This window comes from Pseudomonas sp. LB3P81 (assembly GCF_054897965.1).
On record NZ_JBUBVG010000001.1, the window covers coordinates 3,487,583 to 3,501,854 of the forward strand.

The window sequence follows — 14,272 nt, forward strand, 5'->3', positions numbered from 1 at the left end:
TGTTGTTTCCTCATTGAGCGCTTTCAAAACCTTCAAGTACGTTCACGGCGTTGATGCCGATTTCTTCCACCGCGTAGCCGCCTTCCATCACGAACAGCGTCGGCACGCCGAGCCTGGCGATGCGTTCGCCCATCGCCAGGTAATCCGGGCTGTCGAGCTTGAACTGCGAGATGGGATCGTCCTTGAACGTATCGACGCCGAGGGAAACCACAACGATGTCGGCACCGTAGCTTTCGATTTCTTTGCAGGCTTGTTCCAGTGCTGCGCTCCAGGTGTCCCAGCCGCTGCCGGCGGGTAACGGGTAATTGAAGTTGAAGCCTTCGCCGGCACCTTCGCCGAGCTCATCTTCATAGCCGAGGAAGAACGGAAACTCCGCTTCCGGATGGCCGTGGATCGAGGTGAAGAGCACGTCGCTGCGTTCGTAGAAAATCGATTGCGTGCCGTTGCCGTGGTGGTAGTCGACGTCGAGGATTGCGACTTTCTTGTGGCCCTGATCGAGGAAAGCCTGAGCGGCGATGGCGGCGTTGTTGAGGTAGCAATAACCGCCCATCAAGTCGCTGGCGGCGTGGTGTCCCGGTGGACGGCACAACGCAAAGGCGCTGCGTGCGCCGCGCTGGATTTCCGCTTGAGCGGTCAACGCCACTTGCGCCGCGCTGTAGGCCGCTTGCCAGGTGCCGGCGGTGATCGGGGCGCCGCCGTCGAAGCTGTAATAACCAAGCTCGCCGTGCAGGCTGGTGGGTTTGATGCGGCGCAAGGTACGCGCCGGCCAGGTGTAGGGCAGCAAGTCGCCGTCGGTGTTGAGTTCGGTCCAACGGGCCCAGGCACCTTTGAAGAAGTCGAGGTAGTCGCGGCTGTGGATGCGCGCGATCGGGTCGAGGCCGAAATCCTTCGGCGACTCAACGGGACCGAGGTTCTGGTGTTGCACCCGTGACAGTACGTGGTCGGCACGCGAAGGCATTTCGAAGCAGGGCTTGAGTTGCCCGTCTATCAATTCGCAACGGCCGTGGTGCAGGTGGTGATCGTCCGAGTAGATCGTCAGCATTTCTTGTTCTCCGCAGGCTGATTCGGTTGGCTACAGTCTTGCGGCGGACGGCGATTCGGAGAACGGCAGGAAAGGCCAAAAGGGGATTGATATGGCCAAAATAGTTGACCGAAATTCGCCCCTCTGTGGCGAGGGAGCTTGCTCCCGCTGGTCTGCGCAGCAGACCCAACCCAAACACTGCGCTCTTCATTCAGATAGCGTTTGCCAAATTACGACTGCTGCGCAGCCGAGCGGGAGCAAGCTCCCTCGCCACAGGGGCGGCTCAAGGTCTGAACTGACTCGGCGCCACGCCACTCCAGCGCACAAACGCATGGCGGAAACTCGCGGTCTCGCTGAAGCCCAGCGCTTCGGCGATCCGGTAAATCGGCATCTGTTCTTCGCAGAGCATGTGCTTGGCTTGTTCGAAGCGCAGCTCATCCAGCAATTCCTGATAGCTGCAGCCCAAATCCTTGAGATGCCGGCGCAGGGTCCGCGCCGAACAATTCATCTGCTCGGCCAACCCTTCAAGCCCCGGCGCTGCGTTGAGTTGAGCACTGAGCAACTGGCGAATCCGCCCCAGCCACGCCTGACGCCCGGTGAACTCAAGGTTCTGCTTGCGGCAACGTTCGGCCATGGCCTGATGGGTGATGACGTCCGCCAGTGGCAAGGGTTGGACGAGCCATTGTTTGTCGAAGGCGAAGGCGTTGTCCCGTGCGCCGAAGTGAAGTGGGCAGTCGAAGTGCTCGGCGTAGGTCTCTTCATAATCGGGTGCAGCATGTTCGAAGCGTGCGGCCAGTAGTGGCAGCGGATGACCGAACAGGTCGTCGCAGATGACTTTCAATGACACCAGACAGAACTCGGCATTGAACACCGCCATCGCCGGACTCTCCCGGTAGTCGGCCGCGACGAACCAGACGCGGTCGCCGTCGTCTTCCAGGCCCAGTTCAAAAAGTGTTCCCAACAGCGCCGGATAGCGCATCGCCAAGCGCAAAGCGTCACCGAAGGTGGCACTGGTGAGCAGCGCATAACCGAGCATGCCGTAGGACGAAACGTGCATCCGCCGGCCTAGTTCCAGACCGATGTCACGCTTGAGCGCGACTGCATTGGCGCAGACCTGCATCTCCTGATTGGTGGTGATGCGCGTGTCGGCCCGGCTCAGGTCCGCCGCACTGATGCCGCTTCCTGCGAGCAGTGCTTCGCTGGGCAGACCTTCGGCTTTGAATGCATTGAGCACCAAAGAGACGGCATTGAGGGTGGTGAGGTGGGAGTGGAGCATGGCGGCTTCCAGCCTTGTGTATGGCTGAAGAACAGCAAGTTACATGCCGAGCGATGGAAACTGTAGGAGCAAGCTTGCTCGCGAAAAACCAAAAGGCGCCACTGGTCATCTGGTTTACGCGTTATCGTTCACGACCTTCGCGAGCAAGCTCGCTCCTACAGGATTTGTGGTGTGTCAGATCAGTTCGCCGCACAGGTCGAGTTCGACGAGGCGTCGTACTTCAGCGGTGTCGAGCCCGGCACCCAGCAACCCATGTAACTTCCCGAACGCCGCTTCACGGGTCATGCCGCCACCCGAAAGCACGCCGGCCCCACGCAAGCGACTACCCGCTTCGTATACGTCCAGTTCAACACCACCTTCATGGCACTGCGTGACCGCAACGACCACCACACCGCTGTCCCGCGCCCGCGCAAGGGCGGCGAGGAATTGCGGATTGTCACTTGGCCCCGTGCCGCTGCCGTAACACTCCAGGACAAGGCCCTGAATACCGCTGTTCAGCACGCCATCGAGTTGCTCGGCGCCAATGCCGGGGAACAACGGCAACACCGCGACGTTCGCCAACTGTTTGTGCTGGTTGTAGTGCAGTTGCGCAGGCAACGAAGCGGCTTTTGCACCACCACCCTGACGCTCCAACCGCTTGAATGGATGCCGACCGAAACTGCGCACCTTCGCGCATCGGGTTGGCGCCAGTAGCTCGCCGTGGAAGTACAAGTGCACGCCCGGCGCCAGGCCTTGGCCGAGGGCGACCAGCGCGCCACCGAGGTTTTCCCAGGCATCGCTGTCAGAGACACCGGCCGGCAGCATCGAGCCGGTGAAGCACACGCGGGCGTGCAGGCCAAGCAACTGGAAACTCATTGCGGCGGCGCTGTAAGCCAAAGTGTCGGTGCCGTGCAGGATCAGCACACTGTCGCAGCCCTGCACATCCACCGCATCGACGACGGCCTCACGCAGTTGCTGCCAGTACGCCGGAGACATGTTGGCACTGTCGATCAGCGGCGCCATCTCGCGAAAACGCCACTGCGGCACCACCAGCTCAGGCTGGCTGTGCAGGTATTCACGCATCCGCGCTTCGAAACCGGACGCTGGTGCCAGGCCGTGTTCGCTGGCCTGCATGCCGATGGTGCCACCGGTGTAAAGCACCATGACGTGCTGGGCGGCAGGGTAGGTCGAGGAATTCATGGAGACTCTCCGAGAGCGATGAACCCCTGTGGGAGCGGCGGTGCGACGATTCGACTTGCTCGCGAATGCGGTGTGTGAATCGACATCAATGTTGAATGATCAACCGCATTCGCGAGCAAGCCCGCTCCCACATGGGATTGCGCACTTTAACCGATCAGCGTTGCGCTGCGGGTACGCCTTGCGCTTCAGCTTCAGCCTTGGTGGCGGCGGCTGGCGGGTTGGCTGGCCAGGCGTTCAGGTCCAGGTCCAGATCCGGGAACTTGCTCGAATCGAACACCGGTGTCTTGATGCCGGCAGCGCGCTGGTCATCGTAGTCACGCAGGATGCGCATGCCGACCTTGAACAGCAGGAACAGCGCGATCAGGTTCACGAACGCGAGCAGGGTCATGGTGATGTCGGCAAACGCGAACACCGTGCCGAGGTTCTCGATCGCACCCCAGAAGATCAACACCAGCACCAGCGCGCGGTATCCGATCAGCGCCTTGCGGTTTTCACCGATCAGGAAGCGCAGGTTGCTCTCGCCCAGGTAGTAGTTGTAGAGAATCGAGGTGAACACGAACAACGCCAGTGCCACGGAGATGAACATCCGGCCCCAGTCGCCCACGACAGCGGCGAGCGAGTTCTGGGTCAGGGCAATGCCGTCGCCTTCGAAGCCCGGAGTGTAGAAGCCCGAGAGCAGGATCAGCAGCGCGGTGCAGGTGCAGATCACGAAGGTGTCGAGGAACACGCTGAACGCCTGAACCACGCCTTGTGACACCGGGTGCTCGACCGACGCCACGGCTGCCACGTTCGGCGCACTGCCCAGGCCCGCTTCGTTGGCGAACACGCCACGCTTCACGCCCATGACGATAGCGCTGCCGATCAGGCCGCCGAAGGCTTGATCCAGACCGAAAGCACTTTTGACGATGGTCATCAACATGCCCGGTACGTGGTCGAATTGCAGCACGATCACGTAGATGGTCACGCCGATGTACACCAGGGTTTTCACCGGCACCAGCAGGTCAGCGACCTTGGCGATGCGCTTGATCCCGCCGATGAACACCAGACCCAGCAACACCGCCAGGGCCAGGCCGGTCCAGGTGGTGTCGAGGCCGAATGCGCTATTCAGCGAGTGCGTCACGGCGTGGGATTGCAGGCCATTGAAGGCGAAGCCGAAGGTGATCAACAGCAGGAACGCCATGATCATCCCCAGCCAGCGTTTCTGCAGACCGTGCTGGATGTAGTAGGACGGGCCGCCACGGAAAGTGCCGTCGGAGTCGGCGCGTTTGTAGAGCTGGCCAAGGGAGCATTCAAAGAAGCTGCTGGACATGCCGACCAGCGCGGTCACCCACATCCAGAACACCGCACCTGGCCCACCGAGGGTCACGGCGATGCCGACACCGGCGATGTTGCCTGCACCGACGCGGCCGGCGAGGCTGAGCATCAGGGCCTGGAACGAGCTGAGTTGCCCGGTACTGCTTTTGAGGCTGTCGCGGAACACCGCGAACATGTGGAAGAAGTGACGAAATTGAACGAAACGCGAGCGGATCGTGAAGTAGCTACCGAGCCCGACAATGAGCACGATCAGTACTTTTCCTGAGAGGAAGTCGTTGATGACTTCGAGCATGGATTATTCCTCGCTGTTTTTTGTTTAGGCAAATGCTGAGCGGTCGGAAATATCGCGTTACACCGCTTTGCGCGCGGCAAAACAGGCGAGGCGAAGGTTCGTCCCGATTTCATATTGCGGGTTTGTTATTAGTTCGGGTTTCGCATGGGTTTTGGCCTCGTTACCGACGACCGCTCATGCGAAGAGGGGCGGCACTATACCTATGAGTGTGCCGTCCGTCTGCACTGTTGTGGTGCAAGTGTCGATACGAGGTGCTGCAGGATCAAAAGATCGCAGCCTTCGGCAGCTCCTACAGGTGGACCGATGTGATTCTGTAGGAGCTGCCGAAGGCTGCGATCTTGGCGGTATCAGACATGTTTGGGGTCCGTAAAATGCTTAAAAAAAAGGGCTTGGGGAATAAATCCCCAAGCCCTCAAAAGGTGAGAGGTGTCTAGTCCCCCGACCTGGTGAGCGGTGCTACAAATAATGCGTCGGATCAGGCTTTAAGCGGCACCAGACGCGGAGCAATCATGTTTTCCGGGCGCAGGATGTCGGCGAGCATTTCTTCGTCGAGCAAGCCTTCTTCGCGCACCAGTTCCAGCACGCCGCGGCCGCTTTCGAGGGCGATACGGGCGATGCGGGTGGCGTTTTCATAGCCGATGTACGGGTTTAGCGCGGTCACCAGGCCGATCGAGTGCTCGACCAGTTCGCGGCAGCGGGCTTCGTTGGCGGTGATGCCGGTGATGCAATGCTCGCGCAGCATGTCCATGGCGCGTTGTAGCAAGCGGATCGAGTCGAAGATCTTGAAGGCGATCAGCGGCTCCATCACGTTCAGTTGCAGCTGGCCGCCTTCGGCCGCGATGGTCAGGGCCAGGTCGTTGCCGATGATCTGGAATGCCACCTGGTTTACGGCTTCCGGGATGACCGGGTTGACCTTGCCTGGCATGATCGAGCTGCCTGGCTGACGTGCCGGCAGGTTGATTTCGTTGATGCCGGTACGCGGGCCGCTGGACAGCAGACGCAGGTCGTTGCAGATCTTCGACAGCTTGACCGCAGTGCGCTTGAGCATGCCGGAGAACAGTACGAAAGCACCCATATCGGAAGTGGCTTCGATCAAGTCGGCCGCCGGAACCAGCGGTTGACCGCTGATCAGCGCCAGACGCTGAACGGCCAGGGCCTGATAGCGCGGGTCGGCGTTGATGCCGGTACCGATCGCGGTGCCGCCCAGGTTCACTTCAGTCAGCAGTTCCGGTGCCAGTGTTTTCAGGCGCGCCAGGTCTTCGCCCAAGGTAGTGGCGAAGGCGCGGAATTCCTGGCCGAGGGTCATCGGCACGGCGTCTTGGAGTTGGGTACGGCCCATCTTCAGAACGTGGCTGAATTCTTCACCTTTGGCGGCGAACGACTGGATCAGGCTGTCGAGGCTGGCCAGCAGCGCGTCGTGACCCAGCAGCAGACCCAGACGGATCGCGGTCGGGTAAGCGTCGTTGGTCGACTGCGCCATGTTCACGTCGTTGTTCGGGTGCAGGTATTGGTATTCGCCCTTGCTGTGGCCCATGGCCTCCAGCGCGATGTTGGCGATGACTTCGTTGGCATTCATGTTGGTCGAAGTGCCAGCGCCGCCTTGAATCATGTCCACCACGAACTCTTCGTGGAAATCGCCGCGGATCAATCGTGCACAGGCTTCGCTGATGGCAGCGTGCTTGGCTTCGCTCAGGTGACCCAGCTCGCGGTTGGCGTCAGCGGCGGCCTGTTTGACCATCGCCAGACCGACAACCAGCTTCGGGTAATGCGAAATCGGAACGCCGGAGAGACGGAAGTTATTCACCGCTCGCAGGGTCTGGATGCCGTAATACGCTTGAGCCGGTACTTCGAGTACGCCAAGCAGGTCTTTTTCTGTGCGGAAAGATGCAGCGGAGGACATGATAGAAATCATCTCGATATGGACCCGGTCTGTGCCGGAACGCCTCAAATGCTAGGCTTGTGGAGAATTTTCGGCCAATGCTGTTAAGCACTGGCCTATGCACATTCGGCATAATGCCCATGTGACGCCGCGTGTGTGGCGAGCGTGCGACCTAAATTGGTGCGTGTCCGGGAGGACGTGATGAATCTGGAAAGTAAATGGCTTGAGGACTTTAGTGCTCTGGCCGCCACCCGCAGCTTCTCCCAGGCTGCCGAACGACGCTTCGTGACTCAGCCGGCGTTCAGTCGACGGATCCGCAGCCTGGAAGCCGCACTGGGGCTGCAACTGGTCAACCGCTCGCGCACGCCGGTCGAGCTGACCGCGGCGGGGCAGTTGTTTCTGGTCACCGCACGGACCGTGGTCGAACAGCTCGGCGAAGTGCTGCGCCATCTTCATCATCTGGAGGGCGGGCAGGGCGAAGTGATGCAAGTTGCCGCTGCTCACTCCTTGGCGTTGGGCTTCTTTCCGCGCTGGATCGCGCAGTTGCGTAATGAAGGTTTGAACATTGCCACGCGGCTGGTGGCGACTAACGTTGGCGACGCGGTGCATGCGTTGCGCGAAGGCGGTTGTGATCTGATGTTGGCGTTCTATGACCCTGACGCTGCCATGCAGATGGACCCGGAGATCTTTCCGTCGCTGCACCTGGGACACACGGAAATGCTGCCGGTGTGCGCGGCGGATGCCGACGGAAAGCCGCTGTTCGATCTGGAAGGCGAAGCCAGCGTTCCGTTGTTGGCCTACAGCGCCGGAGCGTTTCTCGGGCGTTCGGTGAACGGCTTACTGCGCCAGCGCGCGCTACGGTTTACCACGGTGTATGAAACCGCCATGGCTGACAGCCTGAAAAGCATGGCGCTGGAAGGATTGGGCATTGCCTGGGTGCCGCAACTCAGTGTGCGTGCTGAACTGGCGCGGGGTGAGCTGGTGGTCTGCGGCGGCCCGCAATGGCATGTGCCGCTGGAGATTCGGTTGTACCGCTGCGCGTTGGTGCGCAAGGCGAATGTGCGGTTGCTGTGGCGAAAGCTTGAAGGTGGTGCGGCGCAAGGCACAACCGGTTCTTGAACACAAAGATGCACCCTGTGGGAGCGGGCTTGCTCGCGAAGGCGGTGCATCAGGCACTATTGATATCGACTGACACACCGCATTCGCGAGCAAGTCGAATCGTCGCACCGCCGCTCCCACAGGGGATTCGTGGTGTATTTGATTGACCTTTGAGTCAATAAAACCGGCACTTTGCGCCCTATGACAGATGGTCGCCTAGGGGGCTGTTTATCTGCTTCATTGAGGTATACTGCGCGGCCTTCGGCCGGTTCGTCCGGCCATTTTTCGTACAATCAAGCCACGCATTTTGCGTGGCTTGTTGTTTTTTGACGCGCCTGCGGGCGCCCAGAGAGAAGAGGCACGACGATGAGTGCACTGGTTGGCGTGATCATGGGCTCCAAGTCCGATTGGTCCACCCTTAGCCACACCGCCGATATGCTGGAAAAGCTCGGCATCCCTTACGAGGTGAAAGTGGTCTCTGCCCACCGCACCCCGGACCTGCTGTTCCAGTACGCCGAAGAGGCCGAGGCGCGTGGCATCGAGGTGATCATCGCCGGCGCCGGTGGCGCGGCCCACTTGCCAGGCATGTGTGCGGCCAAGACCCACCTGCCGGTGCTGGGCGTGCCGGTGCAGTCGTCGATGCTCTCGGGCGTCGACTCGCTGCTCTCTATCGTGCAGATGCCTGCGGGCATTCCGGTCGCCACCCTGGCCATCGGCAAGGCTGGTGCAATCAACGCAGCGCTGCTGTCGGCGAGTATCCTGGGCGCCAAGCACCCGCAGTTCCACGCGGTGCTGAAAACCTTCCGTGCTGAGCAGACAGACAGCGTCCTGGACAATCCAGACCCACGCATCGCCTGAGGTTGTTGACGATGAAGATCGGTGTAATCGGTGGCGGCCAGTTGGGTCGCATGTTGGCGCTGGCGGGCACTCCGCTGGGCATGAACTTCGCTTTCCTGGACCCCGCGCCGGATGCTTGCGCAGCCGCATTGGGCGAACACCTGCGGGCCGATTACGGCGATCAGGATCACCTGCGTCAGCTCGCTGATGAAGTCGATCTGGTGACTTTCGAGTTCGAAAGCGTCCCGGCTGAAACCGTGGCATTCCTGTCGCAGTTCGTCCCGGTCTACCCGAGCGCCGAAGCCCTGCGCATCGCCCGCGATCGCTGGTTCGAGAAGAGCATGTTCAAGGACCTGGGGATTCCCACCCCGGCGTTCGCCGACATCCAGTCGCAAGCCGATCTGGACGCCGCGGTGGCGTCCATCGGTCTGCCGGCCGTGCTGAAAACCCGCACCCTGGGTTACGACGGCAAGGGCCAGAAAGTCCTGCGCACCGCTGAAGACGTGGTCGGCACCTTCGCTGAACTGGGCAGCGTTGCCTGCCTGCTGGAAGGCTTCGTGCCGTTCACCGGCGAAGTTTCGCTGATCGCCGTGCGTGCCCGCGATGGCGAAACGAAGTTCTACCCGCTGGTTCACAACACCCACGACAGCGGCATCCTCAAGCTGTCCGTGGCCAGCACCGACCACCCGTTGCAAGCCTTGGCCGAAGACTACTCCAGCCGCGTGCTCAAGCAGTTGAACTACGTTGGTGTGATGGCGTTCGAGTTCTTTGAAGTCGACGGTGGCCTGAAGGCCAACGAAATTGCCCCGCGCGTGCACAACTCCGGGCATTGGACCACTGAGGGCGCCGAGTGCAGCCAGTTCGAAAACCACCTGCGGGCCGTTGCCGGTCTGCCGCTGGGTTCGACGGCCAAGGTCGGCGAGAGCGCCATGCTCAACTTCATCGGTAAAGTGCCGGAGACCGAAAAAGTCCTGGCCATTGCCGATTGCCATCTGCATCACTATGGCAAGGCCTTCAAGGTCGGCCGCAAGGTCGGTCACGCCAACCTGCGTTGTGCAGACCGCGAGACGCTGGCGGCGCAGATCCTCAAGGTTGAAGCGCTGATCGCCGAATAAACAGTTTCATGTAGCAGCGGCGGAACCATTCAGGGACCGCCGTTCTCTCATGGCAGGATGCGAAAGTCTGACTAGTCTTTCGCATAACCAACCAATCAGAGGGAAATGCCATGGGAATTATCGGAACCATCTTTATCGGCTTGATTGTCGGCCTGCTGGCCCGGTTCCTGAAACCGGGTGATGACAGCATGGGCTGGATCATGACCATTCTGCTCGGTATCGGCGGTTCGCTGGCGGCCACTTACGGCGGTCAGGCCCTGGGCTTCTATCGTGCCGGTGAAGGCGCAGGCTTCCTGGGTGCGCTGGTTGGCGCCGTGGTGCTGCTGGTGATCTACGGTTTGATCAAAAAGCGCTGATTCAAGCGACAAAGCCCTCTCTGCGCCGCACGCGGGGAGGGCTAGAATGCTCGGCGTTGTATCGTCCTCTCTCTTGCCGAGCACCTTCATGCGCCGTCTTCTGTTAACTCTTCTTCTACTGGGTACGGGCCTCGCCCATGCCGGCGAACTGCCGGAAACCGACTGGCTCGAACTGATGCCCAAGTCGGACCAGAAAGCCCTCGAGGCCATGCCCGAAATCGACCACGACTCCCCCGAAGCCAATGGCACCTTTACCGAAAAGGGTGGCATGAAGCAGAGCAAGGGTTTGCCGGCGGTGATGTACTCGACGAAAACCGTGCCGTCGATGAACGACAAGAACATCCGCATCGGCGGTTATCCAGTGCCGCTGGAGTCCGACGCCAAGGGCCGCAGCACGCTGTTCTTCCTCGTGCCATATCCGGGCGCCTGCATCCACGTGCCGCCACCGCCGCCGAATCAGTTGGTGCTGGTGCGTTATCCAAAAGGGTTGAAGCTGGATGATATCTACACACCGCTGTGGGTAACGGGTACGTTGAAGATCGAGAAGGTCAACAATGACCTGGCTGATGCGGCGTATGCACTGGATGCGGCGAAGGTGCGGGTGGTGAAGGAATCGGATTTATAACCCTGCAACAGCAAAAAGATCGCAGCCTTCGGCAGCTCCTACAGATATCGGTGTAGGAGCTGCCGAAGGCTGCGATCTTTTGATCTTATAAAGGCATGCTGCCGATGCTCACGCCCAGGGTATGGCTCGCCCCCGGCGCCAGTGTCACCACATCATCCATCACATTCGCCGTCTCGATGCACAGCATGCGCTGCCAGCCATCATCGGCCATGTCACTGAACGCCACCGCGCGATCAATCCACGGGTTCCAGATCACCGCCGAGCTCGAACCACTGCTGGTCAGCTCGATGCGCCGTTCCCAGGTCGGGTCGACAATGCTCAGCTTCTGCGGAACATTGAGGTAGATGCGATCGGTCTCGCCGGTAAAGCGCAGGTCACCGGTCTGGGTGACGGTTTTCCAGTCATCCAGCGTCTCGATGTAATTCAAGCCATCCATCCCTTCAACCTGCACATTGCGCACATCGCTGACCGCGAAATAGCTGTGCAGCGCCTGGCTGAGGGTGACGGTATCGGTGCCCTGGTTGTGGCTGGTCAGGCTGATATGCAGTTGTTCATCCAGTCGAATGCTCAACTTCAAATCCACCTGATGCGGCCAGCCCGGGAAGCCACCTTCGGGGTAGGGCAGGACGAATTCCACCTTCAGGCTCTCACCTTCGGTTTCGATACCGCCCAGCTCCCAGTCCATCGCCCGTACAAAACCGTGGGCGGTCGGCGGTTCGTTGCTGACGCGCATCGCCTGAACGCTCTGCGGGTTGCGCGAAAAATTGCCGAACCACGGCCAGCACACCGGCACACCGGCACGGATGCCCTTGCCGGTCTTGAACACAGCCTCATCGTTGAGCCAGATCAGCGGCGGTTGGCCGGCCAATTGATAACTGAGGATGTGCGCGCCTTGCTGGGCCACCAGCAATTCGGCCTGACCGTGGCGGATGCGCCAGCAGTTCAGTTCATCCAGTTTCACGGCTTCAACGTTGGGCGTGTTCATGGGACAACTCTCGATCGGGAACAATGACTGCAATGGACCGCAAAACGCTCGCAGTGTTTAACGCGCGCGTGGCGGAACCGAGCGCGTGCGACCGCTGCCGTCGATGGCAACGAACACAAACACGGCTTCAGTCACTTTACGCCACTCGCTGGACAGCGGATCGTCGCTCCAGACCTCAACCATCATCTGGATCGAACTGCGGCCGATTTCCAGGGCCTGGGTATAGAAGGAGAGCTGAGCGCCCACCGCGACCGGCACCAGGAACGCCATGCGGTCGATCGCAACGGTGGCCACTCGACCGCCAGCGACTTTGCTGGCCATTGCGGTGCCGGCCAAATCCATCTGCGCCACCAGCCAGCCACCGAAAATATCGCCGAATCCGTTGGTTTCACGGGGAAGCGCAGTGATTTGCAGGGCCAGGTCGCCTTGCGGGATTGGATCTTCTTGTTCGAGCTCTATCATGCCGGGGGTGCCTCTGACCCGTGACTCTTCATTGGTACTTCAGGTGAGTAGCCGTCTCAGAAAAAACGATTCAGCCCCGAACATACTACGTTCGTCACGTTTTTCGTAAGGCGCCTAAAGGGAAACTCTGCGAAACCGCCTGCACACCCCGGCAGGCGTTTTCGCACAGCAACCCTTTCAAACTGTTGCAAGATCGCGAGTATATCGGTCGGTAGACTCCGAGACGACCGTGCGGTTCTCATTTTGCCCCTCAAATACGCACCTCTATGTGCTATTTCGAACAATTTGCTATCGTGCCGGACCTGCCCAAGCCTCCGCCAGCGTTGTTGGGGTTGCAGATCCGACTATTAGAGAAGCCCTTGCCATGACCACAGCGCCCTCGAGCATCGCGCAGCCGACTCAGCCCGCACGTCCGTTGACCCGCAATGACTACAAGACTTTATCGCTGTCTGCCCTTGGCGGCGCGCTGGAGTTCTACGACTTCATCATCTTCGTGTTCTTCGCCACGGTGGTGGGCAAGCTGTTCTTCCCGGCCGACATGCCCGAGTGGCTGCGGCTGATGCAGACCTTCGGCATCTTCGCCGCCGGCTATCTGGCGCGGCCGCTGGGCGGCATTGTGATGGCACACTTCGGTGACCTGCTGGGCCGCAAGAAGATGTTCACCCTGAGTATTTTCATGATGGCGGTGCCGACCCTGATCATGGGCCTGCTGCCGACGTACGCGCAAATCGGCATGTGGGCGCCGATCCTGTTGCTGCTGATGCGGGTCATTCAGGGCGCAGCGATTGGCGGTGAAGTGCCCGGCGCGTGGGTCTTCGTTTCCGAACACGTGCCACAGCGGCACATCGGCTACGCCTGCGGCACCCTGACCAGCGGTCTGACGGCGGGCATCCTGTTGGGTTCCCTGGTCGCCACGGTGATCAACAGCATTTACACCCCGGTGGAAGTGTCGGATTACGCCTGGCGGATCCCGTTCCTGCTCGGTGGTGTGTTTGGTCTGTTCTCGGTTTATCTGCGCCGCTGGCTGCACGAGACGCCAGTGTTCGCCGAACTGCAATTGCGCAAAGCCCTGGCCGAAGAAGTGCCGCTGCGCGCGGTGTTGCGTGATCATCGCGGCGCGATCGCGATCTCCATGCTGCTGACCTGGCTGCTGTCCGCCGGCATCATCGTGGTCATTCTGATGACCCCGACCGTGCTACAGACCGTTTACCACTTCGCTCCAACCACCGCGTTGCAGGCCAACAGCCTGGCGATCGTATTCCTGAGCCTGGGTTGCGTGGCTTCCGGTGCTTTGGCTGATCGCTTCGGCGCTGGCCGGGTGTTTGTGTTCGGCAGCGCCCTGCTGTTGCTCAGCTCGTGGACCTTCTACCACAGCCTGTTCAATCACCCGGACTGGCTGTTCCCGATGTATGCCGTGACCGGTTTGCTGGTCGGCACCATCGGCGCGGTGCCCTATGTGATGGTCAAAGCCTTCCCGGCGGTGGTGCGCTTCAGCGGCCTGTCGTTTTCCTACAACCTGGCCTACGCGATTTTTGGCGGTCTGACCCCGATGGTGGTGACGTTGCTGCTGAAGGAGAGCCCGATGGGGCCGGCCTATTACGTGGCGGTCATTTGTGGGGTCGGGATTGTGGTGGGTGGGTATCTCTGGAAGAAAGGGCGCTAAGCCGAGCCTTCGTCGACTGTACTGGCCCCTTCGCGAGCAAGCCCACTCCCACAGTTGACTCAATTGGACACAAATCCTGTGTTCAGGCGCAGATCCAGTGTGGGAGCGGGCTTGCTCCGGGCGGCGTTCCGACGAAGAACGATAACGCGGAATCACTTCGGAACATCGAA

General features: G+C 60.5%; 13 protein-coding genes. 6 read left to right on the plus strand and 7 right to left on the minus strand.

Annotated features, from left to right (window positions below):
- Nucleotides 1-10: 10 nt before the first annotated feature.
- From ACYZTL_RS16020 to aspA, 5 genes are all read right to left on the minus strand, one after another.
- Nucleotides 11-1,042 (minus strand): histone deacetylase family protein, encoded by a 1,032-nt coding sequence (locus ACYZTL_RS16020; protein WP_461952610.1) that lies wholly within the window; start codon nt 1,040-1,042, stop codon nt 11-13.
- Between the two features lie 262 nt (nt 1,043-1,304).
- Nucleotides 1,305-2,297: an AraC family transcriptional regulator gene (locus ACYZTL_RS16025; RefSeq protein ID WP_461952611.1), complete on the minus strand. Its 993-nt coding sequence runs from the start codon at nt 2,295-2,297 to the stop codon at nt 1,305-1,307.
- A gap of 174 nt (nt 2,298-2,471) precedes the next feature.
- Nucleotides 2,472-3,476, minus strand: a complete 1,005-nt coding sequence (locus ACYZTL_RS16030) for an asparaginase (protein ID WP_461952612.1) — start codon at nt 3,474-3,476, stop codon at nt 2,472-2,474.
- Between the two features lie 154 nt (nt 3,477-3,630).
- Nucleotides 3,631-5,082 carry an alanine/glycine:cation symporter family protein gene (locus ACYZTL_RS16035; protein WP_461952613.1) on the minus strand — a complete coding sequence of 484 codons (1,452 nt, stop codon included), beginning with the start codon at nt 5,080-5,082 and terminating at the stop codon, nt 3,631-3,633.
- A 475-nt stretch (nt 5,083-5,557) separates the two neighbouring features.
- Nucleotides 5,558-6,982 carry an aspartate ammonia-lyase gene (gene aspA, locus ACYZTL_RS16040; RefSeq protein ID WP_461952614.1) on the minus strand — a complete coding sequence of 475 codons (1,425 nt, stop codon included), beginning with the start codon at nt 6,980-6,982 and terminating at the stop codon, nt 5,558-5,560.
- 180 nt (nt 6,983-7,162) lie between these two features.
- Here aspA and ACYZTL_RS16045 point away from each other — a divergent pair, with 180 nt between their 5' ends.
- The 5 genes from ACYZTL_RS16045 (at nt 7,163) to ACYZTL_RS16065 (ending at nt 10,992) form a co-directional block, all read left to right on the plus strand.
- Nucleotides 7,163-8,080 carry a LysR substrate-binding domain-containing protein gene (locus ACYZTL_RS16045; protein WP_461952615.1) on the plus strand — a complete coding sequence of 306 codons (918 nt, stop codon included), beginning with the start codon at nt 7,163-7,165 and terminating at the stop codon, nt 8,078-8,080.
- A 345-nt stretch (nt 8,081-8,425) separates the two neighbouring features.
- A complete protein-coding gene (gene purE, locus ACYZTL_RS16050) occupies nt 8,426-8,917 on the plus strand; it encodes a 5-(carboxyamino)imidazole ribonucleotide mutase (RefSeq protein ID WP_019694319.1) in 492 nt (163 codons plus the stop codon).
- Between the two features lie 11 nt (nt 8,918-8,928).
- Complete coding sequence (locus ACYZTL_RS16055; protein ID WP_214379907.1) at nt 8,929-10,011, plus strand: 5-(carboxyamino)imidazole ribonucleotide synthase; 1,083 nt, start codon at nt 8,929-8,931, stop codon at nt 10,009-10,011.
- Nucleotides 10,012-10,121: 110 nt separating this feature from the next.
- The gene (locus ACYZTL_RS16060; protein ID WP_461952616.1) at nt 10,122-10,367 is read left to right on the plus strand and encodes a GlsB/YeaQ/YmgE family stress response membrane protein; all 246 of its coding nucleotides are present in this window, start codon (nt 10,122-10,124) and stop codon (nt 10,365-10,367) included.
- Nucleotides 10,368-10,455: 88 nt separating this feature from the next.
- Nucleotides 10,456-10,992: a DUF3299 domain-containing protein gene (locus ACYZTL_RS16065; protein ID WP_461952617.1), complete on the plus strand. Its 537-nt coding sequence runs from the start codon at nt 10,456-10,458 to the stop codon at nt 10,990-10,992.
- Between the two features lie 85 nt (nt 10,993-11,077).
- Here ACYZTL_RS16065 and ACYZTL_RS16070 read toward each other — a convergent pair whose 3' ends face one another.
- Together ACYZTL_RS16070 and ACYZTL_RS16075 are read right to left on the minus strand one after the other, a co-directional pair.
- Nucleotides 11,078-11,977, minus strand: coding sequence for a D-hexose-6-phosphate mutarotase (locus tag ACYZTL_RS16070; RefSeq protein WP_461952618.1), 900 nt, complete (start codon nt 11,975-11,977; stop codon nt 11,078-11,080).
- Between the two features lie 57 nt (nt 11,978-12,034).
- A complete protein-coding gene (locus tag ACYZTL_RS16075; RefSeq protein WP_007896491.1) occupies nt 12,035-12,439 on the minus strand; it encodes an acyl-CoA thioesterase in 405 nt (134 codons plus the stop codon).
- A 364-nt stretch (nt 12,440-12,803) separates the two neighbouring features.
- On the opposite strand from ACYZTL_RS16075, the gene ACYZTL_RS16080 reads away from it, so the two are divergent.
- A complete protein-coding gene (locus ACYZTL_RS16080) occupies nt 12,804-14,102 on the plus strand; it encodes an MFS transporter (protein ID WP_461952619.1) in 1,299 nt (432 codons plus the stop codon).
- Nucleotides 14,103-14,272 lie beyond the last annotated feature (170 nt).

Excerpts from the sequence above, each read along its gene's own strand:
- ACYZTL_RS16070 (WP_461952618.1), bottom strand. The coding sequence starts at position 11,977 with ATGAACACGCCCAACGTTGAAGCCGTGAAACTGGATGAACTGAACTGC.
- ACYZTL_RS16060 (WP_461952616.1), top strand. The coding sequence starts at position 10,122 with ATGGGAATTATCGGAACCATCTTTATCGGCTTGATTGTCGGCCTGCTG.
- ACYZTL_RS16080 (WP_461952619.1), top strand. The coding sequence starts at position 12,804 with ATGACCACAGCGCCCTCGAGCATCGCGCAGCCGACTCAGCCCGCACGT.
- purE (WP_019694319.1), top strand. The coding sequence starts at position 8,426 with ATGAGTGCACTGGTTGGCGTGATCATGGGCTCCAAGTCCGATTGGTCC.
- aspA (WP_461952614.1), bottom strand. The coding sequence starts at position 6,982 with ATGTCCTCCGCTGCATCTTTCCGCACAGAAAAAGACCTGCTTGGCGTA.
- ACYZTL_RS16055 (WP_214379907.1), top strand. The coding sequence starts at position 8,929 with ATGAAGATCGGTGTAATCGGTGGCGGCCAGTTGGGTCGCATGTTGGCG.
- ACYZTL_RS16045 (WP_461952615.1), top strand. The coding sequence starts at position 7,163 with ATGAATCTGGAAAGTAAATGGCTTGAGGACTTTAGTGCTCTGGCCGCC.
- ACYZTL_RS16030 (WP_461952612.1), bottom strand. The coding sequence starts at position 3,476 with ATGAATTCCTCGACCTACCCTGCCGCCCAGCACGTCATGGTGCTTTAC.
- ACYZTL_RS16035 (WP_461952613.1), bottom strand. The coding sequence starts at position 5,082 with ATGCTCGAAGTCATCAACGACTTCCTCTCAGGAAAAGTACTGATCGTG.
- ACYZTL_RS16020 (WP_461952610.1), bottom strand. The coding sequence starts at position 1,042 with ATGCTGACGATCTACTCGGACGATCACCACCTGCACCACGGCCGTTGC.
- ACYZTL_RS16075 (WP_007896491.1), bottom strand. The coding sequence starts at position 12,439 with ATGATAGAGCTCGAACAAGAAGATCCAATCCCGCAAGGCGACCTGGCC.
- ACYZTL_RS16065 (WP_461952617.1), top strand. The coding sequence starts at position 10,456 with ATGCGCCGTCTTCTGTTAACTCTTCTTCTACTGGGTACGGGCCTCGCC.
- ACYZTL_RS16025 (WP_461952611.1), bottom strand. The coding sequence starts at position 2,297 with ATGCTCCACTCCCACCTCACCACCCTCAATGCCGTCTCTTTGGTGCTC.